The 20,127-nt window shown below is 59.9% G+C and carries 31 protein-coding genes, 1 tRNA gene and 1 pseudogene; 2 read left to right on the top strand and 31 right to left on the bottom strand.

Going from position 1 to position 20,127, the window contains the following annotated elements:
• Nucleotides 1–23 precede the first annotated feature (23 nt).
• The 4 genes from Q0X23_RS05665 to Q0X23_RS05650 all read right to left on the bottom strand — a co-directional run bounded on the left by Q0X23_RS05665 (nt 24) and on the right by Q0X23_RS05650 (nt 4,068).
• Nucleotides 24–788: an SDR family NAD(P)-dependent oxidoreductase gene (locus Q0X23_RS05665; protein ID WP_297859395.1), complete on the bottom strand. Its 765-nt coding sequence runs from the start codon at nt 786–788 to the stop codon at nt 24–26.
• 28 nt (nt 789–816) lie between these two features.
• Entirely contained in the window at nt 817–1,692 is an 876-nt protein-coding gene (gene aguB, locus Q0X23_RS05660) for an N-carbamoylputrescine amidase (protein WP_297859394.1), read from the bottom strand.
• A 171-nt stretch (nt 1,693–1,863) separates the two neighbouring features.
• The gene (locus tag Q0X23_RS05655) at nt 1,864–2,913 is read right to left on the bottom strand and encodes an agmatine deiminase family protein (protein ID WP_297859393.1); all 1,050 of its coding nucleotides are present in this window, start codon (nt 2,911–2,913) and stop codon (nt 1,864–1,866) included.
• A gap of 39 nt (nt 2,914–2,952) precedes the next feature.
• A complete protein-coding gene (locus Q0X23_RS05650; protein ID WP_297859392.1) occupies nt 2,953–4,068 on the bottom strand; it encodes a PLP-dependent aspartate aminotransferase family protein in 1,116 nt (371 codons plus the stop codon).
• A 34-nt stretch (nt 4,069–4,102) separates the two neighbouring features.
• Between Q0X23_RS05650 and Q0X23_RS05645 the strand changes: the two genes are divergently transcribed.
• The gene (locus Q0X23_RS05645; protein ID WP_297859391.1) at nt 4,103–4,336 is read left to right on the top strand and encodes a galactosyldiacylglycerol synthase; all 234 of its coding nucleotides are present in this window, start codon (nt 4,103–4,105) and stop codon (nt 4,334–4,336) included.
• Between the two features lie 283 nt (nt 4,337–4,619).
• Here Q0X23_RS05645 and Q0X23_RS05640 read toward each other — a convergent pair whose 3' ends face one another.
• The 3 genes and pseudogenes from Q0X23_RS05640 to gatB all read right to left on the bottom strand — a co-directional run bounded on the left by Q0X23_RS05640 (nt 4,620) and on the right by gatB (nt 7,701).
• The gene (locus tag Q0X23_RS05640) at nt 4,620–5,252 is read right to left on the bottom strand and encodes a histidine phosphatase family protein (RefSeq protein ID WP_297859390.1); all 633 of its coding nucleotides are present in this window, start codon (nt 5,250–5,252) and stop codon (nt 4,620–4,622) included.
• Between the two features lie 19 nt (nt 5,253–5,271).
• On the bottom strand, nt 5,272–6,279 hold the full coding sequence (purM, locus tag Q0X23_RS05635) for a phosphoribosylformylglycinamidine cyclo-ligase (protein ID WP_297859389.1): 1,008 nt from the start codon (nt 6,277–6,279) through the stop codon (nt 5,272–5,274).
• Nucleotides 6,276–7,701: pseudogene (gene gatB / locus Q0X23_RS05630) on the bottom strand (Asp-tRNA(Asn)/Glu-tRNA(Gln) amidotransferase subunit GatB). Before gatB ends, purM begins: the two are co-directional and overlap by 4 nt.
• A gap of 202 nt (nt 7,702–7,903) precedes the next feature.
• Here gatB and Q0X23_RS05625 point away from each other — a divergent pair.
• Nucleotides 7,904–7,981: transfer RNA gene (locus Q0X23_RS05625), tRNA-Arg, on the top strand.
• 66 nt (nt 7,982–8,047) lie between these two features.
• On the opposite strand, the gene Q0X23_RS05620 is transcribed toward Q0X23_RS05625, so the two are convergent.
• The 24 genes from Q0X23_RS05620 to Q0X23_RS05505 form a co-directional block, all read right to left on the bottom strand.
• Nucleotides 8,048–8,572 (bottom strand): lytic transglycosylase domain-containing protein, encoded by a 525-nt coding sequence (locus Q0X23_RS05620; RefSeq protein WP_297859388.1) that lies wholly within the window; start codon nt 8,570–8,572, stop codon nt 8,048–8,050.
• Between the two features lie 471 nt (nt 8,573–9,043).
• Entirely contained in the window at nt 9,044–9,319 is a 276-nt protein-coding gene (locus tag Q0X23_RS05615; RefSeq protein WP_297859387.1) for a hypothetical protein, read from the bottom strand.
• 2 nt (nt 9,320–9,321) lie between these two features.
• On the bottom strand, nt 9,322–10,356 hold the full coding sequence (locus Q0X23_RS05610; RefSeq protein ID WP_297859386.1) for a hypothetical protein: 1,035 nt from the start codon (nt 10,354–10,356) through the stop codon (nt 9,322–9,324).
• On the bottom strand, nt 10,353–11,054 hold the full coding sequence (locus Q0X23_RS05605; RefSeq protein WP_297859385.1) for a hypothetical protein: 702 nt from the start codon (nt 11,052–11,054) through the stop codon (nt 10,353–10,355). Before Q0X23_RS05605 ends, Q0X23_RS05610 begins: the two co-directional genes overlap by 4 nt.
• Before the next feature lie 275 nt (nt 11,055–11,329).
• On the bottom strand, nt 11,330–11,755 hold the full coding sequence (locus Q0X23_RS05600; protein WP_297859384.1) for a hypothetical protein: 426 nt from the start codon (nt 11,753–11,755) through the stop codon (nt 11,330–11,332).
• On the bottom strand, nt 11,731–11,916 hold the full coding sequence (locus tag Q0X23_RS05595; RefSeq protein WP_119341496.1) for a hypothetical protein: 186 nt from the start codon (nt 11,914–11,916) through the stop codon (nt 11,731–11,733). The genes Q0X23_RS05600 and Q0X23_RS05595 overlap by 25 nt, the downstream gene beginning before the upstream one ends.
• Nucleotides 11,900–12,034: a hypothetical protein gene (locus tag Q0X23_RS05590; protein WP_297859383.1), complete on the bottom strand. Its 135-nt coding sequence runs from the start codon at nt 12,032–12,034 to the stop codon at nt 11,900–11,902. Before Q0X23_RS05590 ends, Q0X23_RS05595 begins: the two co-directional genes overlap by 17 nt.
• Nucleotides 12,034–12,453, bottom strand: a complete 420-nt coding sequence (locus Q0X23_RS05585) for a hypothetical protein (protein WP_297859382.1) — start codon at nt 12,451–12,453, stop codon at nt 12,034–12,036. Before Q0X23_RS05585 ends, Q0X23_RS05590 begins: the two co-directional genes overlap by 1 nt.
• Nucleotides 12,454–13,099: 646 nt before the next feature.
• Nucleotides 13,100–13,285, bottom strand: a complete 186-nt coding sequence (locus Q0X23_RS05580; protein ID WP_297859381.1) for a hypothetical protein — start codon at nt 13,283–13,285, stop codon at nt 13,100–13,102.
• Nucleotides 13,264–13,500 carry a hypothetical protein gene (locus Q0X23_RS05575; protein WP_297859380.1) on the bottom strand — a complete coding sequence of 79 codons (237 nt, stop codon included), beginning with the start codon at nt 13,498–13,500 and terminating at the stop codon, nt 13,264–13,266. Before Q0X23_RS05575 ends, Q0X23_RS05580 begins: the two co-directional genes overlap by 22 nt.
• Nucleotides 13,500–14,150 carry a hypothetical protein gene (locus tag Q0X23_RS05570; protein WP_297859379.1) on the bottom strand — a complete coding sequence of 217 codons (651 nt, stop codon included), beginning with the start codon at nt 14,148–14,150 and terminating at the stop codon, nt 13,500–13,502. The genes Q0X23_RS05575 and Q0X23_RS05570 overlap by 1 nt, the downstream gene beginning before the upstream one ends.
• Nucleotides 14,147–14,494, bottom strand: coding sequence for a hypothetical protein (locus Q0X23_RS05565; RefSeq protein ID WP_297859378.1), 348 nt, complete (start codon nt 14,492–14,494; stop codon nt 14,147–14,149). Before Q0X23_RS05565 ends, Q0X23_RS05570 begins: the two co-directional genes overlap by 4 nt.
• Entirely contained in the window at nt 14,494–14,853 is a 360-nt protein-coding gene (locus tag Q0X23_RS05560; RefSeq protein WP_297859377.1) for a hypothetical protein, read from the bottom strand. The genes Q0X23_RS05565 and Q0X23_RS05560 overlap by 1 nt, the downstream gene beginning before the upstream one ends.
• A gap of 9 nt (nt 14,854–14,862) precedes the next feature.
• On the bottom strand, nt 14,863–15,735 hold the full coding sequence (locus tag Q0X23_RS05555) for a hypothetical protein (protein ID WP_297859376.1): 873 nt from the start codon (nt 15,733–15,735) through the stop codon (nt 14,863–14,865).
• A 6-nt stretch (nt 15,736–15,741) separates the two neighbouring features.
• A complete protein-coding gene (locus tag Q0X23_RS05550) occupies nt 15,742–16,251 on the bottom strand; it encodes a hypothetical protein (protein WP_297859375.1) in 510 nt (169 codons plus the stop codon).
• 9 nt (nt 16,252–16,260) lie between these two features.
• Nucleotides 16,261–16,641, bottom strand: coding sequence for a hypothetical protein (locus Q0X23_RS05545; RefSeq protein WP_297859374.1), 381 nt, complete (start codon nt 16,639–16,641; stop codon nt 16,261–16,263).
• Between the two features lie 99 nt (nt 16,642–16,740).
• Nucleotides 16,741–17,409 (bottom strand): DEAD/DEAH box helicase family protein, encoded by a 669-nt coding sequence (locus tag Q0X23_RS05540; protein WP_297859373.1) that lies wholly within the window; start codon nt 17,407–17,409, stop codon nt 16,741–16,743.
• Nucleotides 17,399–17,863 carry a type II toxin-antitoxin system VapC family toxin gene (locus Q0X23_RS05535; RefSeq protein ID WP_297859372.1) on the bottom strand — a complete coding sequence of 155 codons (465 nt, stop codon included), beginning with the start codon at nt 17,861–17,863 and terminating at the stop codon, nt 17,399–17,401. Before Q0X23_RS05535 ends, Q0X23_RS05540 begins: the two co-directional genes overlap by 11 nt.
• The gene (locus tag Q0X23_RS05530; protein ID WP_297859371.1) at nt 17,841–18,020 is read right to left on the bottom strand and encodes a hypothetical protein; all 180 of its coding nucleotides are present in this window, start codon (nt 18,018–18,020) and stop codon (nt 17,841–17,843) included. The genes Q0X23_RS05535 and Q0X23_RS05530 overlap by 23 nt, the downstream gene beginning before the upstream one ends.
• Before the next feature lie 12 nt (nt 18,021–18,032).
• The gene (locus Q0X23_RS05525) at nt 18,033–18,218 is read right to left on the bottom strand and encodes a hypothetical protein (protein WP_297859370.1); all 186 of its coding nucleotides are present in this window, start codon (nt 18,216–18,218) and stop codon (nt 18,033–18,035) included.
• Nucleotides 18,202–18,708, bottom strand: coding sequence for a M23 family metallopeptidase (locus Q0X23_RS05520; RefSeq protein WP_297859369.1), 507 nt, complete (start codon nt 18,706–18,708; stop codon nt 18,202–18,204). Before Q0X23_RS05520 ends, Q0X23_RS05525 begins: the two co-directional genes overlap by 17 nt.
• A gap of 76 nt (nt 18,709–18,784) precedes the next feature.
• Nucleotides 18,785–19,204: a hypothetical protein gene (locus tag Q0X23_RS05515; protein WP_297859368.1), complete on the bottom strand. Its 420-nt coding sequence runs from the start codon at nt 19,202–19,204 to the stop codon at nt 18,785–18,787.
• Nucleotides 19,205–19,223: 19 nt separating this feature from the next.
• Nucleotides 19,224–19,577: a hypothetical protein gene (locus tag Q0X23_RS05510; protein WP_297859367.1), complete on the bottom strand. Its 354-nt coding sequence runs from the start codon at nt 19,575–19,577 to the stop codon at nt 19,224–19,226.
• Nucleotides 19,578–19,650: 73 nt separating this feature from the next.
• Nucleotides 19,651–20,106 (bottom strand): hypothetical protein, encoded by a 456-nt coding sequence (locus tag Q0X23_RS05505; RefSeq protein ID WP_297859366.1) that lies wholly within the window; start codon nt 20,104–20,106, stop codon nt 19,651–19,653.
• Between the last annotated feature and the right edge of the window lie 21 nt (nt 20,107–20,127).

The raw sequence follows: 20,127 nt of genomic DNA, 5'->3' as shown, positions 1-20,127 counted from the left end.
GGCGCTCCTGGCGGTTTTCTCCTTTATACCGGTCTGCCAGCCATCATAAAACTGGCTGTCATGCCGCCGTCTACCGGCAGAATGGCCCCGGTGATGAAGCTGGCCCGTTCGGAAGCCAAAAACACCACAGCCTGGGCCACCTCCTCGGGCTTGCCCAGGCGGCGCAGGGCGTGCAGGTCTTCCCAGTCCTGGCGGGTGAGTTCGGGGTGCTCGGACATCTGGATGGCTTCCAACACGCTCTCGGTGGCGATGGCCCCCGGTGCCACCGCATTGACCCGGATGTGTAGGGGCGCCAGGTCGAGCGCCAGCGAACGGGTCAGGTTCACCAGGCCCCCCTTGGAGGCGTTGTAGGCGGCATTGTTCTGCTCGGCCAACAGCCCTTGCACGCTGGCCACATTGACAATCGCCCCCCCACCCGAGCGCACCATTTCGCGGGCTGCCAGGGCCGAAAGGTGCATGGGTGCGGTCAGGTTCACTTCCAGGGTTCGCTGCCAATCGGCCAGCCCCACCTTGAGCGCCGAGCCGGGGGCGGCGATGGCGGCGTTGTTAACCAGCACGTGAATGCTGCCCCACTGTTTGACGGCCTGCTCCACGAAGCGCGCACGATGCTCGGGCAGGGCCAGGTCGGCGTACACGAACAGAGCCCCCAGGCGCTTGGCTACCTCGAGGCCCTCCGGCCGCACATCACATAGCACCAGGAGGGCCTGCTCATGGGCAAAAGCCTCGGCAATGGCCCGTCCAATACCGCGGGCCGCTCCGGTAATCAGCACCACCTTGCCACGAAACATGCTGAAAGTTTAACCAAAAGCGGCCCAGTCAGGGGCGGCGGGTTTGGCCGTCCAGGGTGAGAAGCGGGCCGTACAGGTCGGGCCGACGATCGCGAAAGAAACCAAAACTCGCCCGGAAGGCGCGGGCTTCTTCCAGGTTTAAATCGGCCAGCAAAACGGTCTCTTCGCTGCGGCCTGCCTCGGCCAGCTTGTTGCCCATGTAGTCGGCGATGAAGGAGGAGCCATAGAAGGTCTGCTCGAGGCCCTCCACCACCTCGGTGCCCACCCGGTTGGCGGCGGCCAGGTAGCAGACGTTGGCCACCGCATGGCCGATCATGGCGCGCTGCCACATGTCCTTGGTATCGATGCCGCCGGCCTCGGCGGGCTCGGAGCCAATGGCGGTGGGGTAGAGGAGAATTTCCGCGCCCAGCAGGGCCATGCTGCGGGCACACTCGGGGAACCACTGATCCCAGCAAATGCCCGCGCCCACCGGGCCAAAGCAGGTGGGGAAGGCCTTGAAGCCGGTATCGCCCGGGTTGAAGTAGTACTTCTCTTCGTAGCCGGGGCCGTCGGGGATATGCGACTTGCGGTAAGTGCCCAGGATTTCGCCCGTGGCGTCAATCAGGGCCAGGCTGTTGTAGTAAGCCTGCCCGGCCTTCTCGAAAAAAGAAATGGGCAGCACCACGCCGAGTTCCTGGGCCAACTGCTGGAAGTGGGGCAGAAAAGGGTGATTTTCGACCGGATTGGCCAGGGCAAAAAACTTATCCCGCTCGGCCTGGCAAAAGTAAAGATTCTCGAATAGCTCCGGCAGCAGCACAATTTGCGCCCCCTTTGCGGCGGCTTCGCGCACCATCCGGGTGGCCTTGGCCACGTTGTGGTCGCGGTCTGCTGTCATGGACATTTGCACAACGGCAAGTTTGGTCATGAGGGCTCCTAAAGGTTAATGGTCTATGGCCGAACTTCGAGGAACTCGGCTGCACTCAGCGCGGGTCGTGAGCAAAAGGACGTTCATTGAGCAGGACGAAGGGTTGGTTGGTTGAAACTGGATGGCAGTGTGCCCTCGGGTTGTTTACAGGGTTGTCCTCTTGTGCCTGAGTTACCCATTCCATAGCCTACCCTCCGGTTGCTGCTGGGTGACGCAGTGGAAGCTGCCCCCGCCGGTGATGAGATAGCGGCTCTTGAGGCCGATGACCTCGCGCCCAGGGAACAGCGGGCGTAAAATGGCCAGCGCCTTTTCGTCGTTAGGGTCGCCGTAGATGGGTACCAGCACGGCTCCGTTGGCAATATAGAAGTTGGCGTAGGTCAGGGGCAGGCGGGTTTGATCGTCCAGCCAGATGGGGTTTTGGGGTAGGGGGAGCTCCACGACGCGAAAGCCCCCCAGGCTTTGCAGGATTTCCAGGTTTTCTTGCAAAGGGCGGTGGTTGGGGTCGTCGGGGTCGGAAGAGACCGAGGTGACGATGGCGCGGGGCGCGGTGAAGCGGGTGAGGGTGTCGATGTGCCCGTCGGTGTGGTCGCCCTCGAGCCCATGGCCCAGCCAGACTAGGTGGTTGATGCCCAGGTACTCGTTCAGGTAGCCCTCGAGGGCCTCCTCGTCGAGGCCGGGGTTGCGCTCTGGCGAGAGCAGGCACTGCCGGGTGGTGAGGCCCATCCCCTCGCCGTTGACCTCGAGGCTCCCGCCCTCCATCACGATGCCCGCATGGAACAGCCGCAGGCCCAGAATGCCGGCCATGTGCAGGGGCATCTGGTTGTCCTGTTGGGCAGGATACTTCCCTCCCCAGCCGTTGAACTCCCAGTTGACGGCGGCCAGTTCGCTTGCAGGGGCTGCTTTTTCCTGGCTCGAGCGGGTGACAAAAATGGCCCCTGAGTCGCGCAGCCAGCAGTCGTCGTGGGAGATGCGGTGGAAATGGATGGGGCCCGAGAGGCGTGCTCTGGCGTCTTGCTCGGACTCCTGGTCATTCACTACCAGGTGAACCGGCTCGAAGCGGGCCAGGGTGTTCACAAAAGCCGCGAACTCCTGTCGCACGGGCTCCAGGTAGCCCAGCCACTTTTCGTCGTCGTAGGGCCAGGCCGTCCAGGTAGCCGCGTGGGGGGCCCATTCGGCCGGCATCGCAAAGCCCAGATGGCGGGGGGTGAGGGTCTTCTCCACAAAAACTAGAGTATAACACCGCGAAAAAAGCCCACAAAACTACCAGGCCGTCCGCAGGGCCGCGTCGAGGTCGGCCCAGAGGTCTTCGGCATCCTCGATGCCCACGCTAAGCCGCAGAAGGGAGGGCGGCAGGTGCTCCTGCCCGGGGATGGCCGCCCGGCGTTCCATGGTGGACTCCACCGCCCCCAGGCTGGTGGCGTGGCGGATGAGCTGGACGCGCTGGCAGACCGCATCGGCCTGGGCTGCCCCGCCGTGCAACTCGAAGGAGAGGATGGTGCCAAAGCCCTTCAGCACGCGTCGGGCTGTGGCGTGGGTGGGGTGGGAGGGCAGGCCCGGGTAGCGCACGCGGGCCACCCGGGGGTGTTGCTCGAGGCGTTCGGCCAGCACCTGGGCGGTCTGCTGTGCTCTTTGCAGGCGCAGCTCGAGCGTTCGGGCCCCCCGCACGGCCAGGAAGGCCTCGAGGGTACCGGGGGTAGCGCCGCTCAGCATGCGGGACCGCCGGAGGGCCTGCCAGAGGGCTTCGTCGCGGGTGGTGGCTACCCCGCCCAGCAGGTCGGAGTGGCCGCCGATGAACTTGGTGACGGACTGGATGGATACCGTGGCCCCGAGCTCGAGGGGCTGCTGGTTCAGGGGGGTGGCGAAGGTGTTGTCCACCGCCAGGATTGCGCCGGGTTTGCGCGGGGCTTGAGCGATGGTCGCCAGATCCACCACCGTTAGCAGGGGGTTGGAGGGGGACTCGAGCCAGATCAGGTCGGCCACCGCACAGGCCTGAACCCAGCCTTGGGTGTCCTCCAGCGCCAGCCGCTGCACGCGCCAGCGCTGCTTTTCAGCGCCCGCCAGAGCCAGCCCCACCACCCCCTGGTAGCAGTCGTCTGGCAGCACCACCCCTGCCCCTGCCGGCAACTGCTCGAAGACCGCTGCCACGGCGGCCATCCCGGAAGCAAAGGCCACGGCCCGCCCGGCCTCCAGGCCCCCCACCAGGGTCTCGAGGGCCTCCCAGGTGGGGGTTCCGCCGTCGCGGGCGTAGGCCCGCTCGGTTCCCAGAAGGAAGTTAGAAGCCGGCACCAGGGGGGTATTGAGGGGTTGGCCGGGCTCGGACGGGCGGCCTGCGGCCACTAGCCAGGAGGCCGGCTTGAGTCGGAAGGGGGGATTCATGCCAGGAGTATACCGACCCTGGTAGACTCTTCCCATGGCCCAACTGTTCAACGCCGACACCGGAGCGCTTATCGGCGAGATTAGCGATGCCCAACTGGAGTTCCTGGTCTCGCAGATGGAAGAAGAGCACGCCCTCGATCAGGACTACTACCTGAACGCCGACCTGCTCGAGACCTGGCACGAACAGGGCGCCGACCCGGCCCTGCTGGAGATGCTACAAAAAGCCATGGCGGGCAAAGAAGATCTCAGCGTTCGCTGGTCCAGATAAATTGAACAGGCGGGTTTTTTCCGAGCCCGGAACTCAGGGGTCTGACAACCAAGAATTCAGCATGCACTTCAGTGCAGCGTTGCATAGATCCCCATACACTGCCCACCCTCCCCGAGCAGGGGAGGGCAGGGGTGGGGTTGCTATGGAAGGACAAATCCCCTGGTATAGCCATCTCTTCGACGCTGTATTCAGTGCCTCCCAACGAGCCGCAAATCGCAATTATGGGCAATCAACATGCTTCAAAACATGCCGCATAAGTTACCGCTGCACGCAGTACCCAGGGCTACGACAGGGTGGCCTCGTCCATCAGCCCCTCGGCCCAGGCCTCGAGGTGGCCCACATCCCCAATCGAAAGCGCAACCCCTTCAGGGTAGAGCAGACGGGTGATAGAGGTGTTCTGGATCTGGAACTTGCGCCAGGAGCCGTTTTCTAGCTCGAGCACGATTTTCAGGGCAGCCCGAATTACCCCCCCGTGCGTCACCACGATAAACCGCCCATCCGGCAGATCGTTCAAAAACGCCTGTACCCGGCGGGCCAGGTCGGCCATGCTCTCGCCGCCGGGGCGCCGGGTGTTCCAGGGGTCCTGCTGGATGGCCGCATGGAACTCGGGGTAGAGCCTCTCCATCTCGCTGCGCAACAGACCTTGCAACTCCCCCGCATAAATTTCGCGCAGCCGAGGGTCGTAGATCGGCACAAGGTGCAGGGCCTCCGCTACCGGCTTGGCGGTGAGCGCGGCCCGTTGGAGGTCGGAGCTGTAAAGGCCATCAAACCCCTGTCTGCAGGCAGCCAGGCGCTCGGCTACCCGGTAGGCCTGGTGCAGGCCCTGGGGCGAAAGGTTGATGTCGTAGTGTCCTTGAAAGCGCCCCTCGGCGTTCCAAGGCGTTTCACCATGGCGCAGCAGCCAGAGTTCTTTCATACGGTAGGGGGGCAGGGTTTCAGACGACCTTAATCCCTGACCCTTCCATGATATAGCCTACCGGGTAGCTTTGGGTTAAAAGTGTCCCGGCCCCAGATGCCATATCTGAACTTAGAACCAAAATGTAACCAAGCCCCATGTTGAACACGCGGAACATCTCCTGCTCGGCTACGTTTCCAGCCCGTTGTATTAGCTCAAAAATGGGGGGGACTGGAAAGGTTCCACGCCGGATTTCAGCCCCCAGCCCCTGCGGCAGCACCCGGGGCAGGTTTTCGTAAACGCCGCCGCCGGTAATATGGGCCATAGCCCGAATTTCGATGCCCTCGCGCTGGAGCAAATCAACTTCCTCCAGGTAGCAGCGGTGGGGTACCAGGAGGGCCTCGGCCAGCGACTGCCCGCCGAGCTGGGGCCGGGGCTCTTTCAGGTTCCAGCCCGCGAAGACCTTGCGGGCCAGGCTATAGCCGTTGGTATGCAGCCCGGAAGAAGGCAGGGCCAGCAGCACATCGCCCGGCTGCACCTGGGCGCCGTCCACAATTTTGTCCTTATCCACCACCCCCACAATGGTGCCCACCAGGTCGAGGCCCCCTTCGTGGTAGACCCCGGGCATCTCGGCGGTCTCGCCGCCCAGCAGGGGCATGCCTATGGCTTTGCAGGCTTCGGCCAGCGATTCCAGTACCGCTGCGAGTACCTCGGCCTCGAGGCGGGCGCTGGCAATATAGTCCATGAAAAAGAGGGGCCTGGCCCCCTGCACCAGCAGGTCGTTGACCGAGTGGTGCACCAGGTCGAAGCCCAACCCCCCGTAGCGCCCGGTCTGGGCGGCCAGCAGGGTCTTGGTGCCCACCCCGTCGGTGGAGGCCACCAATACCGGCGCGGCCATCTCCTTGAGCCGGGAGACCTCCATCATCCCCCCAAAAGCCCCGATGCCCCGCAGCACCTGGGGGGTGTAGGTTTCCTTGATTTTTTGGGCGGCTGCTCTCAGGGCCCCGGCCTTGCGGTCAATGTCTACGCCCGCCTCCTGGTAGTTCATAGCTCCACCCCCAGCATCTCGCTCAGCAGTTTCTTGACCACATCGGCCTTGGCGGTGCCCCTGGTTTCTTTCATGATGGGGCCCAGGAGGGCGTTGGCGGCCTTGAGGTTACCGCCCTTAACCTGCTCTACCACCCTGGGGTGGGCGGCCACCACACGCTCCACCAGGGGCTTGAGCGAGCCTTCATCCGAAACCGAGCGCAGGCCGCGCTCCTCCACCAGCTTGATGGGGCTGGCCCCGGCCATCACCTCGGGCAGAAGCTGCGCGAGGACGCGGTTGGTAATCTCGCGACGCTCGAACAACCCGGCCAACTGAGCCAGATGTTCGGGGGTGAGGGCGGTCTGCTGTACCTCCTGTTGGCGCTCGTTCAGGTAGCTGGCCACATCGGCGTTGAGCAGGTTGGCGATGGTTTGGGGGTTGCCCTGGTACGAGGGCCAGCGCCTCATCGAAGAAGCGGGCCAGCGAAGCGTTGTAGGCCAGAATCTCGGCGTCGTAGGGGCGCACCCCACGCTCCACGTAGCGGGCGTACTTTTGCGCAGGTAGCTCGGGCAGGGCGGCTTTGAGCCGGGAAAGCCAGGCCTCGTCTACCACAATGGGGGGCAGGTCGGGGTCGGGGAAGTAGCGGTAGTCGGCCTCGCCCTCCTTGAGGCGCATCAGGTAGGTTTTGCCGGCGGCTTCGTCCCAGCCCAGGGTGGCTTGCTCCACCCGGCGCCCGCTGCGCAGAAGTTCCTGCTGGCGCTTGATCTCGAACTCGAGGGCCCGGGCCACGCTCCTGAAAGAGTTGAGGTTCTTAATCTCCACCTTGGTGCCCATAGGCCCCCCCACCGGCCGCACCGAGACGTTCACATCGGCCCGCATCTTGCCCTCCTCGGGGTTGGCCTCCGAGACCCCCAGGGTCTGGGCTATCGAGCGGATGTGGGACAGGAAGATCCGGGCCTGCTCGGGGGTGCGAATATCCGGCTCGGTAACCATCTCGATGAGGGGCGAGCCGGCCCGGTTGAGGTCAATCAGCGAGTAAGCGGCGCCGTCCGGGTGGGTAGATTTGGCGGCGTCCTCCTCCAGGTGCACCCGCTTGATGCGCACTTTTTGGCCCTCCACTTCCAGATACCCGTGCTCGGCGATGGGCAGGTCGTACTGGGAGATCTGGTAGTTTTTGGGCATGTCGGGGTAGTAGTAGCTCTTGCGATGAAACTGCGTCCAGGAGGCGATGCTGCAGTTCAGGGCCAGCCCAAACAGGATGCCAAAGTCCACCGCCTGGGCATTCACCACCGGTAGCACCCCCGGCAGCCCCAGGCAGACCGGACAGGTATGGGTGTTGGGCGGGTCGCCAAAATAGTTGGCGTCGCAGCTACAAAACATCTTGCTTTTGGTTTTTAGGTGCAGGTGGACTTCCAGCCCCACCACCGCTTCGAACTCGGGCATACCCTGACCATTATAGGTCCAGACGGCCCAAAGGCGCCGTCGGTAAAAATTTGTCCACGACACTCCAGGCACAAGGGGTTTTATCCATTTGGCGTTTGGCCTTGCAACATCGATCATCATGGGGCCAGATGTCCCCCGTGCACGGTAGAAGCCTGCCGAGGTAGGTGTTACAATCTGGGTTGCTTGCTCGAGCAAGCCCTTTGCGCTCGTAGCTCAGTTTGGATAGAGCGAAGGTTTCCTAAACCTTAGGTCGCAGGTTCGAGTCCTGCCGGGCGCACCAGTTCTGGACGAAAATAACCGGGTACGTTCACCCGGTTATTGCACTTAATGACACCTTATTGACACCTTACGTCCGCAATTCAGTATAGCTATTTGCCCAGGCAATAATCTGGTTCACGTACCTATCCGCCCTGGCCCCATTGGTATATGCCGTTGGGCCTTGGTTGTACGCATGAAGGGCAGCGCACCAGGTGCCAAATCGTTTTTGCTGCTTGGCCAGATAGCGGGCTCCGGCTTCCACAGCATCTCTCAAACGGGCAGGATGCGGCCAGGGAATCGGGTCACCTGGCCAGCGTGCCGGGCTGGCCAGGCCAACCTCGGTAAAGACCACCGGCTTAACCTGAAGCGGGCCTATTGCCCACTGATTTTGCACTGCTTTTTTGATGGCCTCGTCTGTCCATCCGATGGCTTCATACCGCCCGGTGGTTACTGTGGGGATAAAACTGCTTTCGCGTCGCGCCAAAGCTACCAGCAGATCCAGGGGTACATTGTTTTTGATGGCAGATTCTACCAAAAATTCAGCCAGATATTTAGCGTAGGTTTTGCCAATGGTATCTGGAACAAATCCCATGCCGTTGGCGGTGTCGTTCACCTTGCCGTTGTAGTCCAGGATGGCCCGCCACACACGGTTTTGCAGTTCGGCCACTGTCTTGGCTGGCGCCGGCGGCAAACCTGAAGCAGGGTAGCCGCAGGCTGCACCGGTGGTGGGGGTTGCTGGTGGTTTGGCGTTTGGATCAATGCTCGAGGTGTTTCGAGTTCGTTGATACACCAAAAGCCCTATTCCCCCCCAAACCCAGGGGCTAGTTAGAAGTTTTGCCCAGGCCATCTTCAATCCCCCTTGCTGTCCGCCTCAATCCCTTTCTGCCTCGGTTGTGCGTTATCATCCCGCTGCTTCCGTCATACCAGCCATAGCCGTTCAGGTCAAAGTAGACCACGCTGCCCTTGCTCACTCCCGGCACGTGGCTGTAAATATGGCGGATGTTGTGCCTGGTTCGCACCACCAGCTGGCTAATGGCATTACTGGCCGGCACCGTTGGAGCTGTAGGCCAAACCGGAAGGGGAATCATGATTCAAGGTTCAGGTCGATCCAGCTCGAGACCAGCTGCACAATCAATCCCCCAAAGTTGGCTGCCGGAATGATTGCAGAGCGCCACTGGTATACGTTGCTGGCTTTGATGTATTTCAGTTCACTCAAAGCCGCGCTTGCTGCTTCCTTTTCGGTGAGGTCGCTTTTGTTCACCGAGTAGGCCGGATCCGATAAGGTGAGCGTGCCCAGATCGAGCATCTCTGCCTGATCCATGAGTTTTGCCTTTACTGAGAACTGAAAGTGTTTTGTCATGGTCACACCCGCTGTACGTTCATTCGTAGCGCCAGTTTTAGCCGGTAATCTTTGTCTTTGGCAATAGGGTTATCTGCCCCCGAGCCATCCACAAAGCGGATTTTGTAGGACACAAACCAATCAACAAATCCAGCTAGCCCATAGGCAAATATATTTTGGTTATTTGCCTCAGGGCCTCTCTCCCCTTCTACATCACGGTAGTAGTTGCCGTTGGTGTATGCCAGTCGCTCACCATATCGCCCACCGTTGAAGCTTGTGGTATCCAGGTAGGTCATATTTGAGGCCTGAGAGGTCACCCAGTGCCCGATTCGATCTGCCTTATTATTGTCCCCGATGAATCCACCGTAATCATTATGTGGGCTGTCTTCTGTGCCTATCCACAGGCCTTTTACCAGCCGCGTCAGCACAACATTCCCGCTGTTGTCCAATAAGTTTATGGATCCCTGCGCGGTTTCGGTTGTTGGGGTCAGCGTTACTTCAAAGTGATAGGTGATTGCTAATCGTTCGTTGCTCGTTTTAGTTATGACGATGGGGTTCCCCCCACCGTCCCGAAATAGCTCTCGTGTATGTGTGCCATCGGCGCTGTTAGGGCTATGGCTTCCCCCAAACTCAGTGAGGTTGCCGTTGGCCTGGCTGTAATCAAAAGCCCGCGTGAATGTAATGCGGTGCACCCCATCGCTCAAACGCTGACGTGTGCGGCCTGCCCCCAGGCCCAGATTGGCGGCGGTTCGGGCTATTTCGTTGCTCAGACCGGTTTGATTGTTGGCGGGTGCGGTTGTTCCTGTTCCCACCGCTACGTATACGAACATCTGCTCAAAACCCCTGTAATCTATGATTTCTACGGGATGGATAATAATTCCACCCCAGTTGGCCAGGCCATGATCCAGGCCCTTGTTCAAAATCAGGTTGTGTTGCGCGTGGTAAAAATGCGGTTTATTGCTGCCACGGCGATATTTTGTTACTTCTATCCAGGCTCTTACGCCAACGGAGAGGGGGACTCGAGCTGTGATTTCGGGCGTTAGGTGATTCAATTTCATAGGTGATACCGTCCGTTAAGTGGCTCAATCTGCGCGGTTAGGCCCTCGGTAGCGGTGTAGCGGATGACTGCCAGCGCATAGGTGCCTGGCCTGGGCTCGATCTGGCCGGCCAGGGCCTCGGTAGCGGTGTAGCGGATGACTGCCAGCGCATAGGTGCCCGGCTTGGGCTCAATCTGCCCGGCCAGGCCCTCGGTAGCACTCAAAAAAATTGCTGCTGGGGTATAGCTGCCCGGCCTGGGTTCGATTTGCCCGGCCAGGGCCTCGAGCGCGGCGGCATCTATGCGAGCAGGCAGATATGTCCCATTCAATGCGTTTACCTGTCCTGCCAAATACTCTGTGCCAACATCAATCGGATAGAGGGCTGAACGCAATGCGTAGGTAGGCGTTGTTTCGTTGCCCAGTAGCAGCTCATAGCGCCAGGGAAGCACTATGGCCTGATCCAGATACATAGGTTCTGGCAATAAGGCCAGGCTGTACTCAGTCGCCCATCGGTCGCGCTGGAGCCGATATTTTACTTCTGTTCTACTGCTATCCAGATAAAACAGCACTCCATCTGAATTGCCCACTATTCCATTTAGCTGGGCATCCATGAGCAGCACCGGGTCTACCCCAGGCCCCAGATTTTCTACATCAAATTGCACCGCCACTGGGTCCCAGAACCACACATGCACACTGCCAGAGCGCTCCCAGGCAATCATTGGCCGGGCGGCCTGGTCGGATTGGCACGATAGATGTCGATCTGTATTTTGCAGCTGTGGCAGCGGCTCAGGGCTGTTCTGTTCCAGCCACGTGCCTCCTGCCTCTTTGTAAAGCTTCAACCCCTGCCCTTTATTCCAGATGCAGGCCCAGGAGAACCCAAATAGTGCGCTAAAGCTTCCATCGCCCACAACACCTATGGCCTGTGGGCCTCGGTATATGGCCACCTCGGGCAGGTGGTGTCGTCCTCGTTTGCTGGTGTGGGCGATAGGCGTGATCATTGCAGATGAATTTGCACAACGGTTCCGGCGGGGTCTGGGATCACCTCGAGCTGTTCGAGGGCAAAACTTAGGTCAAGGGTTGCCCCCGACAGCAGCTTGTAAGGCCCTGCTCGTTTGCCACGGGCATGGAAGTACAGATCTGCCGGGTTGTCTCCAACGTTGGCAATGTGCCCCCGCGTGGCGGGTTTCCCCAGCCCAGCCTGCACATCCACCAGTCCGGCTGTGATTTGTGCGATTAGCGGCAGGTTGCGCGGGTCGTGCGCCGGCAGGTCGCGCACGGGGGATCCAAACTCGTACTCGAGCATCCGCTGCATCGCAGCCAGCCGCTCCTCTATGCACTTCATCTGAGCCGCGCTGGCCCGCAGCTCGTCCAGCGCGGCTAGCAGATCGTTGGGATTCAGGTTTGCCAGGAAGTTGAACATGCGGAGCTCTCCTTAGGTTTGGTGGGGGTTTCCAGTTGCTTGCTCACCAACCAGCCCAGCAATGCGAGAATCAGCAAATACACCGTGGCCAGGCCCAGGGCCAGGCCCACCCCGTTGCGGTAGGACTCCCAAAAGGTGGGTGCGTTACTGCTGCTTTCCACTGGCTGCCACTCCCAGAATCGCACCCAGCACCGCCACCACACCCAGGGCCACCAGCGCAGCGGTCATGTAGCCCAGGCCGAAGCGGAAGCCATCGCCAAAATCTAGATTTGTGTTCATCAGTTCAACCTCGCTTTCTGTTCCATGTATGCGCTTCTCATTCGCGTTAGGGCGGATTCTATTTGCGCTTTGGCAATCGAACGGTTGACCCCTGGGGCCATCTGTTCCACCAGCTCAATCGCCTCGCGCATTTTTTCGGTAGATCGCACCTCTGCCGGCAAATCGCTTTTGCGATAGCGCTCTTCTACCGCCAGCACTGCCTGCTCTGCTATTTTGGGCAACCGCTCGGCCAGCCATTTTTCGTAGTTGCCGCCAATGATGCGCACCAGGCTCGCCAGCACAGGCCCGATGATGGGCACCTTGCCCACCACCGCCACCAATAGACCTGCCAGCAACGAGATCACACCAACGGCCAGCGCGGCTTGCACAGCCCACACGATCCAGGTTTGGGTAGGGGGGATAAAGTCGGTCAGGTTCATTTTGTCACCAAAACTTGCACAGGCTCGGGAATCGCTTACACGGATCGCCTACGCTATAGCCAAAGGGACTCCGGTCAACCACGTCTGAGTTTCCCAGTGGGGATGGATCGGGTGAGGAAGGTTCGGGAGCGGGAGCAGGATAAGCGGCCTGGACTTGGCTACTTTTAATCAACCAGTACCCTCCCAGGGCCAGCCCCCCCAGCACCAGCACCGTTAGAAGCGTGTCTTTATCGTTCATCTTAACTCCACATGTCCCAATAGGCAGGGCGGTCTTCGACGTATGAGGGCTTGATGGTGTCTGAGTATTTTGGCGTAGTTGCAGCCCCCACCATATCAATGCCTTGTACCGGCCCTCCGGCTATTGCAATCACTTCCGGCTTTGGGATAGGTTGCGGCTGATCGTAAATGACAGATGCCGGGTTTGTTTTGGCTACACCCCCTCTGTCGCTGCACCCGCACGGCGTACCTGCCCAGCTTCCGTCCGCACACTGGGTAACTATCTGGGCACAGGCAAAATCAGCAATGGGCGTTGTTGGTTTTGGGTTGTTCGCATCCGGGCTTGGTGCGGTTGGATTGGATTGGCGGCCAGCGAGCATATACGCTCCCAGGCCTAGCCCAGCTAGCAATGCACCCCCCAACAGCAGCTTTACGTCCACACCACACCTCCTGGATCGGGCACCTGGCCGATGGTACTGGTGTCGCCGGTATCGGTCTCACCAGGCCCTACCGGCCCGGCAAAGCCAGGCATAGCCGATTGCCGACCAATCATCATGCCCAGCCATAGCGCCAGGCCTGCGGCTGCGGCAATGATTACGAGCGTTTTTCCGTCCATACATCATCCTCTTTGCGAAAATGCACTCCCTGCCGGCTCATGTACGCCTGCATATAGCCAATCGCGCGGTGCAGCTCGAGGCGGATCAGGCGCACCTCTTTGTGCGTATCGCTAACGCTGGCGAGCAATCTGAGGCTGATCACAACCAGGGCCACCAGGCTGACCATGCCCATCCCCAGGTCAGCAATGGCTTTCCAGGCCGCAATATCGCCCATCAGTACACCCCCTTGGCGTTGAGGTCTCCGATTTTCTTTTGCACTTCCGCTATTTGCTGGTCAATCTCCTGGATTCTGGCTTTGGCCAGCTGATACCTTGCGCTCGCAGCCTGGGCCTGGGCCTGGCCTTGCCGAATGATGCCCATCAGATTTTCCCAGCGGGCACGGTTGTGCTCGCCCTTCATCTCTACTGTTCGCTCAGATAATGCGCCTATCCCGGTAATGGCGGCTTTGCATTGGCGCAGGATGGCTTGATTGGTCTTTTGTCCGGTTAGCTCCCACCATTCATTTATGCCGCATACAGGAAAACCGTTGCAGCGATAGGTAAATTCTGGATCCAGTGCGTACCCCTCGCACACGCTGCCTCCTGCCGCTTCGGCTTGTTGAAGATCAATCTCTGCGCTCAGGCGTTCACTTTGCAGCCGTGCCAGGTCAGATCTATATGAACTCAGCAGTTGCAGCAGCGTGGCGTTTTGTTGTTCAGCGCTTGGCTGGTTGGTATGGGTGGGGATGTTGGGCGCATTTGCAGGGGTTTTAGGGGCCAGCGTTTGCACGCTTTTTTCTGCCTCGGCTTTTTGGTTGGCCAGCACCAGGCCCACACCCACCACGGCTACCCCGGCCACTCCCAGCACTAGGGCAGCGTTGCTCATGCAGCCCCCCTTTCGGCCAGGTAAAAGGCCCCGGCCACCAGGGCCACCCCGGCCAGCGCTACCAGGGCACCGCTAAAGGCCCGGGTTTTGGCAAAGCTGTAGTAGGCCCGGGTGCGATCTGTATCCCCTTGCTGTTGCGCCAACATGGCCTTCATTTGCGCTTCAATCTGGGCCAGGCGTTGCCGGGTTTCCAGGGTGGCGATGCCCAGGCGGAGGTCGGCCTCGAGGCGCTCTTTTTCAACCCGGAGCGCTTCATAGGCCACATCCGCTTGACGGCGGCGGGCGTCCCAGTTGAGCAGCCCCCCTGCAAATCCCAAAATAGCCGTCAGCGGTTCCATTTCCATTATTCCTTGATTTGTTTGACCACCAACAACAGCACGGCGACCCCACCCACCCCCAGCGCCACCCACAGCCAGGCGGGCGTGCCGGCGGCCTGGGCCTGGGCTTGATTTGCCTTTGCCTGCTCTTGCAGACGGCGTTCACGTTCCAGCGCCAGGGCATCCTGGGCCCGTTTCCATGAGGGGTAGTCAATGCGCTCGTAAATGCCCAGCCCGGCATCCACAGCGCTCACGATGTCATTGATGGCTTTGAGCCAGTCCGGGCTATTGGAGCCAGAAGGGGCCGCCATCGGCATGGGGTCATAGCCCCCAGCCACATAGTTGCTGTAGGGATTTGCCAGCGCGTTGGAGACGCCAAAGCTCATAGTGTCCCCCTACAGGTTGTTCCTTGCCGACAGCTCGGCCATCTTCACCAGGCGGCTGCGATCCAGCACATTCAATTTCCGGCTTTCCGCGTAGATGTGCAGATAGTGATTAGCTCTATCATTCCAGACCATCGGCACATTGGTGGTGTACACCTCGAGGCTGACCCGCATACCGGGCACCAGGTTTACCTCGTTGGCCCAGGCCCACATAGCTTCCAGGTTGGACTGCTCGAGGCTGTGAAGCGCTGAAAAGCTGCCGTTGAAGGCGGTGGCTGCCGAATCGTCTATTCCGCCCAGCTCGCGCAGCACCCGGAAGCGGAATTGCCCATCGCTATGGGTGTAGTAGATTTCGATTCCGGTGTTGCTGGTGACCCCAGCGGGCTCGGTAAAGGTGATGGTGTTGGTGTTGTAGTTGATAGCAGTGATGGGGCACTTTTGCCAGTTAGACCCCACCAGCGCCCATACCGCTATCTCGGGGTGGAATAGCGTTGGCAGGGTGGGCGAGGCCTGCCGGGTTTCAATCAGATTGGGCACAACCACGTTGCGAGCAGCGGGTGCGCCCAGGTTTTGCCCGGCACGCACGGCCAGTCCCTTGAGATACATGCGGATGCGCCGCTCGCCAGATCGAATTTGCACCTGCCGATCTTCCGGCACCCGGAACTGGGCCAGGCTAAACCATTCGTTGGGCCGATAGGGGAGACCGCTAGCGCTGAAATCTTCTTCATCCAGCCAGGCGGTCAGCCACGGGCTATCGGGCATGGCGGCCTGGGCTTGCATTGGAGCTACAGGGGCCACCGGCTCAGGATTGACAGGGCGGCGGCCTTGCAGGGCCCCCAGACCCCGGCTGATGTTGTCGCGCAGTTGTTCAAAGAGGCCCATCATTTCCCCCTACACGTTGGAGTTGTCTACCCCGGCGGGCAGCTCCAACCGGGTACCGGACTGAGTCAGATCTACACTCACACTGCTTTCTACGTAGACCTCGAGCTGCTCCTCTTGCCGGAATCGAATCGCCTGAATCTGCGCCCCTACTCGCAAAGGCGCCAGGGTTTGCAAGATGTTTTGGTAATACTTTGCATCCCGCTGCTGGCTTTCGGTCAGGTCATAGTAGGCGGCATACTGCACTTTGGCGATGAACTCGGGGTGGTCATCCGGGCGCGAACGCTTGGCGATGATCAGGTCAGAGTCCGGCGGAATCTGGTTGCCTGCGTTGTCGTACAGCTTGGCAATCAAAGGCAGGGGGTTGGGCAAAATCCAGGTGGCCCCGCGAGGCACAGTGAAAGTGCCTACTTTTACTCGCTGCTTACCGCTGAAGCTGGCAAACTCCGGGCTGGTGAACAGCACGGTGATGGGTCGTGCGGCAGGATTGATCTGTTTGATTCGTTCAAAGGCTTCTTGCATGGTCTCTCCTTAGTCGATCTGGAATAGGGTCATGACCAGATTCGCAAACGATCCGGCGGCCACCCCCAGACCGATATAATCTGCTGTTGCGTCCTCAATCAGGTTGTTGTTGATCAGAATTGTGCCAAGCAGCACCCCCGCTAGGTTAAAAACAATCCGGGACGTGTAGGCGTTCTGATTTTCCTTGCCCACAATGGGCTTGCCGTCTTTTCCCACCTGCCAGTACACCACCCGGCCATCTTTTCTATCGGCCCAGCCGAAGATGTCACGGCGTTGGGTGTACAGGGTTTTGCGCAGCCAGTATGCGCCCAGCACGCCCAGGCTGGTGCTTACTACGATTGGGTTTTGCACCACCTGTAGCGGATTCTGGGCCGATGCCAGCTTACGCATATCATTGGCTTGCGTATTTTCTGCCATATGCCTCCTGCACCCAGGCTGAAAGGCTGTTGGCAGAAAATCAAGGCTGAATTGGACGGCTAAAACAGACGGCTATTCCAGCCGCACAAATACCCGGCCCTGGTTGGCTCGTTTGATTACACCGGCAAAGTCCCGATCCAGATCCTTGATGCCGTACTCGGGGGGCAGGCCGCTCTCGGGTCGGGCCAGGGTGCGCACCCCTTCACCCAGCTCGGGGAACATGTCGGCCACGGCTGCTACCTCTCGAGGCTCAGTCACCCGGAAGGTGATCAGGTGCGAGGCCTGCCGCCTCACCCCGGGGTCAATCCCGCCCGTAGCCCCCTGGAGCATCTGGGTGATGAAGATGGTGTTGTGCCCGGCTTCTCTTCCTCCGGTCAAAACTTCAAAAAGGCCCTTGGGGGTCTGCCCCCTGGGAAAGAAGTGGTGGGCTTCATCGAGCACCAGCAGCACATCCTGCATTCGCATGATCGCCTGGCCCAGATTGTCCAGGAAGGGCCTGGGGTCGTAGCCCGTCACCTGGAAAATCACCCGGCGGTGGCGCTTGAGGGCAGGCTGGGGGTCGCCGTCCTCGCCCACGGTGTAGCGCCCTTCGCACAGCTCGGCAAACTCTCGCTTGCGGTTGACGATGATCAGATGCCGGTAGCGCCCCTCCATACGCCGGATTATCTGCCGGGCCAGGGTGGACTTTCCTGAGCCCGACTTGCCTACAACGAGCATTCGAAAGGTCTGCCTACCGGCCACGCTCGAACTCCGGAATGGTCACCACGGGGATTTTTTCTTTTTGGGCGGCCCGGTACAGGGTTTTGTCTAGGGTGAAAAAACGTAGTCCACGAAATAGCTGCATAGCTAGGACAGTGGCCAGATGTACGGCGTCGGCTCCTTTGAGGGGGTGTTTTTGGCATAGGTCGAATGCTTTGCGACAAACCTTTTTTGAAACCGGAAGTACCAGCCAGTTTTCTAGATTATCCAGCAAAAAGGATTGGATTTTCGCTCTATCGCGTTTACTGAGGCTTTTGTTTCGCACCATAGCCCCGGTTGCACCCGCTATTTCAGGCACAACCAGATTGCAAACGCCAATATATTTTGCCTTTTGGTAAATCGACAAGGCCAAATCGCTGAACTGTTCTTGTGTGTGTAACTGGATCAGCGCGTTGGTATCAAAGATAACCAGCTCATCTTCGCTGTTCTTTGACATATTCAAGCGAGCTTTTTTTGCCTTTGAGTTTGACCTGTGGGGGTAGCGGCCTTTTGTCGGGGTTGGCGGGTTCGATGACCACAAAATCATCTGCCCATGAGTTTGAGTCCGGGCCGATGGTTTTTGGTTTTGGCGTTTTGGGGGCCGCACGCTTCATACTCCCAGCTTATCACGCTTGGTAGTTTTGCCAAAGCTCCCACCCCGCCCACGCAGCCAGGCCAAAGGCTACTATTGCCTGCACGGTCTCGCATTTGGGGCAGCCCTGCCCCGCCCGCAGGTTCTTCACGCGGCCCAGGCCCAGGTAAAGGCCTCCAGCCAGCACCGCGTATGGGAATAGGTCAGGCAATGTTGGCATGTCTTCCCTCCCAACGTTTGGGCCAGACAATCCGGCCTGCCTGGGCCTGCTTTTGCAGGAAGGCCCAGGGGTCTATGTAGTGATTCAGCAGCCGGGCCCTGTCCTGCCCAGGCCAGTCATCCCATCGTTCTGGCCTCTTTTTCAAAACGTCCAGATGCAGGTGCGCCTGCCAGCGGTTGCCAAACCCCTTGCCCACGGTGCCGATGACCTGCCCCGCGCTCACCACCTGGCAGCGCTGCACCAGCACTTTTTCCAGGTGCGCGTAGCGGCTCCACACACCGGGCCCTGGGTGCCACAGCACCACAATGTTGCCCCAGGAAGGCCCCACGTTGCGCAGCACGGCTTCTACCCGGCCATCGGTCAAAGCATGCAGGGGCTGGCCCAAATCGCTATCCCCACCGTCCGGGTGGTTGAGGTCTACCCCGGTGTGAATCCCCCATTCAGCCGGGTAGTTGGGGTCCATGAACGTCACGTCAGGCCGGGGTTTCATTGGATTGATCGGCCAGAAGTAGCGCCCACTTCTGGGAATGTCTGCATTCGGACACGGCAACATGAGGCCACCCCGCCTAGTTAGGAGTAGCAGCAGAATCCCCAGCAGTATCAGCCATGCCCACCCGGGCAGCTTTTGCGGCATTGATCCCTCCATAGGCGCTCATGGCCAGCACCAGCCCACCCAGCACCAGGCGCAGCCATCCAGGCAATTCAGCCAGGTTGCCCATGCCAGGCATCCGATTTCGCCCAATTCCATATTCGGCCAGCGCTTCCCCTACTTTCAGTGCATCCAGTACAGCCGCAGGGGGCAGCATCGGCACTACCCCGGCTTTGTAGGTGGTCATGAAGGCCTGGGCTTCTTCCGGTGTTTCAAAACGCAACCCCAGGGCCAGCACCATAGCTGTCCCGTTGACGATTTCCTCTCCGGTAAACGGAATTACTGCTTCGGGAGCGCTGGGGATTTCCTCAAACGTAGTTGAGGTTTCCTCTGTCAATGGGGTAAAGCTTTCAGCTTCATTCCCAGACGATGCCCCGGTTTCCACCGGCGGGCTGGGGGGTGTGGGGTTGTTCGGCTCGAATGGTTGGGCTTCCATAGTTTCCTTGACTGGCTACTGCTACGACGGCGGCCAGGGCGGCCAGGGCGATGCCTACTATTGGCAGGGATTTACCTTTGCCAGTGCGCTTTTCCGGGGTTTTTTCTTTTGCATTTTCCGATTCTTTTGCATGTGTTGGTTGGGCAGGCTGGGATTCGACCGCTTCCGTGACAATGGGGTCAAGCTGTTCGGATTCCAGCGGCACGCCTTCAGTTATGCCGGTGGGGGTTTCCACCGGCTGGGTCAGGAGTGTTTCGGGTAGTTGCAGTTTCATTTTTTGACGAAGCGTCCTTTTTTATCGCGCTTGGGCAGTTTGCGGCGGGTTTTTTTGCGGGCGCGGGCCATTTTCACCTCCTTGCCAGTAGATACAATCCAAACAGGGCAGCCCCTAAGCCGAGGCCTGCCATTCCTACACCAACTCCACCTACAGCGGTGTCTCGCGCCGGCTGAGATACCAGAGCAAAGGCGGATTTGATTTCTACGACGAATCGGTACGCATAATAGATGGCTCCTGCAATAGCTGCTACCGTGATGATGATTGGCACAAAAAAGGCCGCAGGTTGGTAAAGGTCATCGGTCTGCACCTGGGCCTGGGTTTGCTTGACTCGAAACTGAAGTACGTAATTCCCGCCAGACCTTCCCCAGTCCACCACTTCCACGGCCTGGCCGAATTTGGCCGATAGCACACGTTGGAGATCGGTTCGGGTTGCGCGGCGGATGTCGCCGGATACCACTAGCTCAGCTTCGTACAGCCCTGGCCCCAGTTGTTGGTTGGGGGAGATGGGCACGCGGGTATACGCCATACCCACATGGTCGTTGTGGGT

This window comes from Meiothermus sp. (assembly GCF_026004115.1).
Taxonomy (GTDB): domain Bacteria; phylum Deinococcota; class Deinococci; order Deinococcales; family Thermaceae; genus Meiothermus.
This window is presented reverse-complemented; position numbering and strand designations above follow the sequence as displayed.

Excerpts from the sequence above, each read along its gene's own strand:
- Q0X23_RS05565 (WP_297859378.1), bottom strand. The coding sequence starts at position 14,494 with ATGGAAATGGAACCGCTGACGGCTATTTTGGGATTTGCAGGGGGGCTG.
- Q0X23_RS05530 (WP_297859371.1), bottom strand. The coding sequence starts at position 18,020 with ATGAAGCGTGCGGCCCCCAAAACGCCAAAACCAAAAACCATCGGCCCG.
- Q0X23_RS05580 (WP_297859381.1), bottom strand. The coding sequence starts at position 13,285 with ATGGACGGAAAAACGCTCGTAATCATTGCCGCAGCCGCAGGCCTGGCG.
- Q0X23_RS05535 (WP_297859372.1), bottom strand. The coding sequence starts at position 17,863 with ATGTCAAAGAACAGCGAAGATGAGCTGGTTATCTTTGATACCAACGCG.
- Q0X23_RS05640 (WP_297859390.1), bottom strand. The coding sequence starts at position 5,252 with ATGAAAGAACTCTGGCTGCTGCGCCATGGTGAAACGCCTTGGAACGCC.
- Q0X23_RS05615 (WP_297859387.1), bottom strand. The coding sequence starts at position 9,319 with ATGACAAAACACTTTCAGTTCTCAGTAAAGGCAAAACTCATGGATCAG.
- Q0X23_RS05585 (WP_297859382.1), bottom strand. The coding sequence starts at position 12,453 with ATGAACCTGACCGACTTTATCCCCCCTACCCAAACCTGGATCGTGTGG.
- Q0X23_RS05665 (WP_297859395.1), bottom strand. The coding sequence starts at position 788 with ATGTTTCGTGGCAAGGTGGTGCTGATTACCGGAGCGGCCCGCGGTATT.
- Q0X23_RS05645 (WP_297859391.1), top strand. The coding sequence starts at position 4,103 with ATGGCCCAACTGTTCAACGCCGACACCGGAGCGCTTATCGGCGAGATT.
- Q0X23_RS05525 (WP_297859370.1), bottom strand. The coding sequence starts at position 18,218 with ATGCCAACATTGCCTGACCTATTCCCATACGCGGTGCTGGCTGGAGGC.
- Q0X23_RS05600 (WP_297859384.1), bottom strand. The coding sequence starts at position 11,755 with ATGTTCAACTTCCTGGCAAACCTGAATCCCAACGATCTGCTAGCCGCG.
- Q0X23_RS05570 (WP_297859379.1), bottom strand. The coding sequence starts at position 14,150 with ATGAGCAACGCTGCCCTAGTGCTGGGAGTGGCCGGGGTAGCCGTGGTG.
- Q0X23_RS05505 (WP_297859366.1), bottom strand. The coding sequence starts at position 20,106 with ATGGCGTATACCCGCGTGCCCATCTCCCCCAACCAACAACTGGGGCCA.
- aguB (WP_297859394.1), bottom strand. The coding sequence starts at position 1,692 with ATGACCAAACTTGCCGTTGTGCAAATGTCCATGACAGCAGACCGCGAC.
- Q0X23_RS05650 (WP_297859392.1), bottom strand. The coding sequence starts at position 4,068 with ATGAATCCCCCCTTCCGACTCAAGCCGGCCTCCTGGCTAGTGGCCGCA.
- Q0X23_RS05545 (WP_297859374.1), bottom strand. The coding sequence starts at position 16,641 with ATGCGTAAGCTGGCATCGGCCCAGAATCCGCTACAGGTGGTGCAAAAC.
- Q0X23_RS05605 (WP_297859385.1), bottom strand. The coding sequence starts at position 11,054 with ATGATTGCCTGGGAGCGCTCTGGCAGTGTGCATGTGTGGTTCTGGGAC.
- purM (WP_297859389.1), bottom strand. The coding sequence starts at position 6,279 with ATGAACTACCAGGAGGCGGGCGTAGACATTGACCGCAAGGCCGGGGCC.
- Q0X23_RS05590 (WP_297859383.1), bottom strand. The coding sequence starts at position 12,034 with ATGAACACAAATCTAGATTTTGGCGATGGCTTCCGCTTCGGCCTGGGC.
- Q0X23_RS05560 (WP_297859377.1), bottom strand. The coding sequence starts at position 14,853 with ATGAGCTTTGGCGTCTCCAACGCGCTGGCAAATCCCTACAGCAACTAT.
- Q0X23_RS05555 (WP_297859376.1), bottom strand. The coding sequence starts at position 15,735 with ATGATGGGCCTCTTTGAACAACTGCGCGACAACATCAGCCGGGGTCTG.
- Q0X23_RS05510 (WP_297859367.1), bottom strand. The coding sequence starts at position 19,577 with ATGAAACTGCAACTACCCGAAACACTCCTGACCCAGCCGGTGGAAACC.
- Q0X23_RS05610 (WP_297859386.1), bottom strand. The coding sequence starts at position 10,356 with ATGAAATTGAATCACCTAACGCCCGAAATCACAGCTCGAGTCCCCCTC.
- Q0X23_RS05550 (WP_297859375.1), bottom strand. The coding sequence starts at position 16,251 with ATGCAAGAAGCCTTTGAACGAATCAAACAGATCAATCCTGCCGCACGA.
- Q0X23_RS05575 (WP_297859380.1), bottom strand. The coding sequence starts at position 13,500 with ATGGGCGATATTGCGGCCTGGAAAGCCATTGCTGACCTGGGGATGGGC.
- Q0X23_RS05520 (WP_297859369.1), bottom strand. The coding sequence starts at position 18,708 with ATGAAACCCCGGCCTGACGTGACGTTCATGGACCCCAACTACCCGGCT.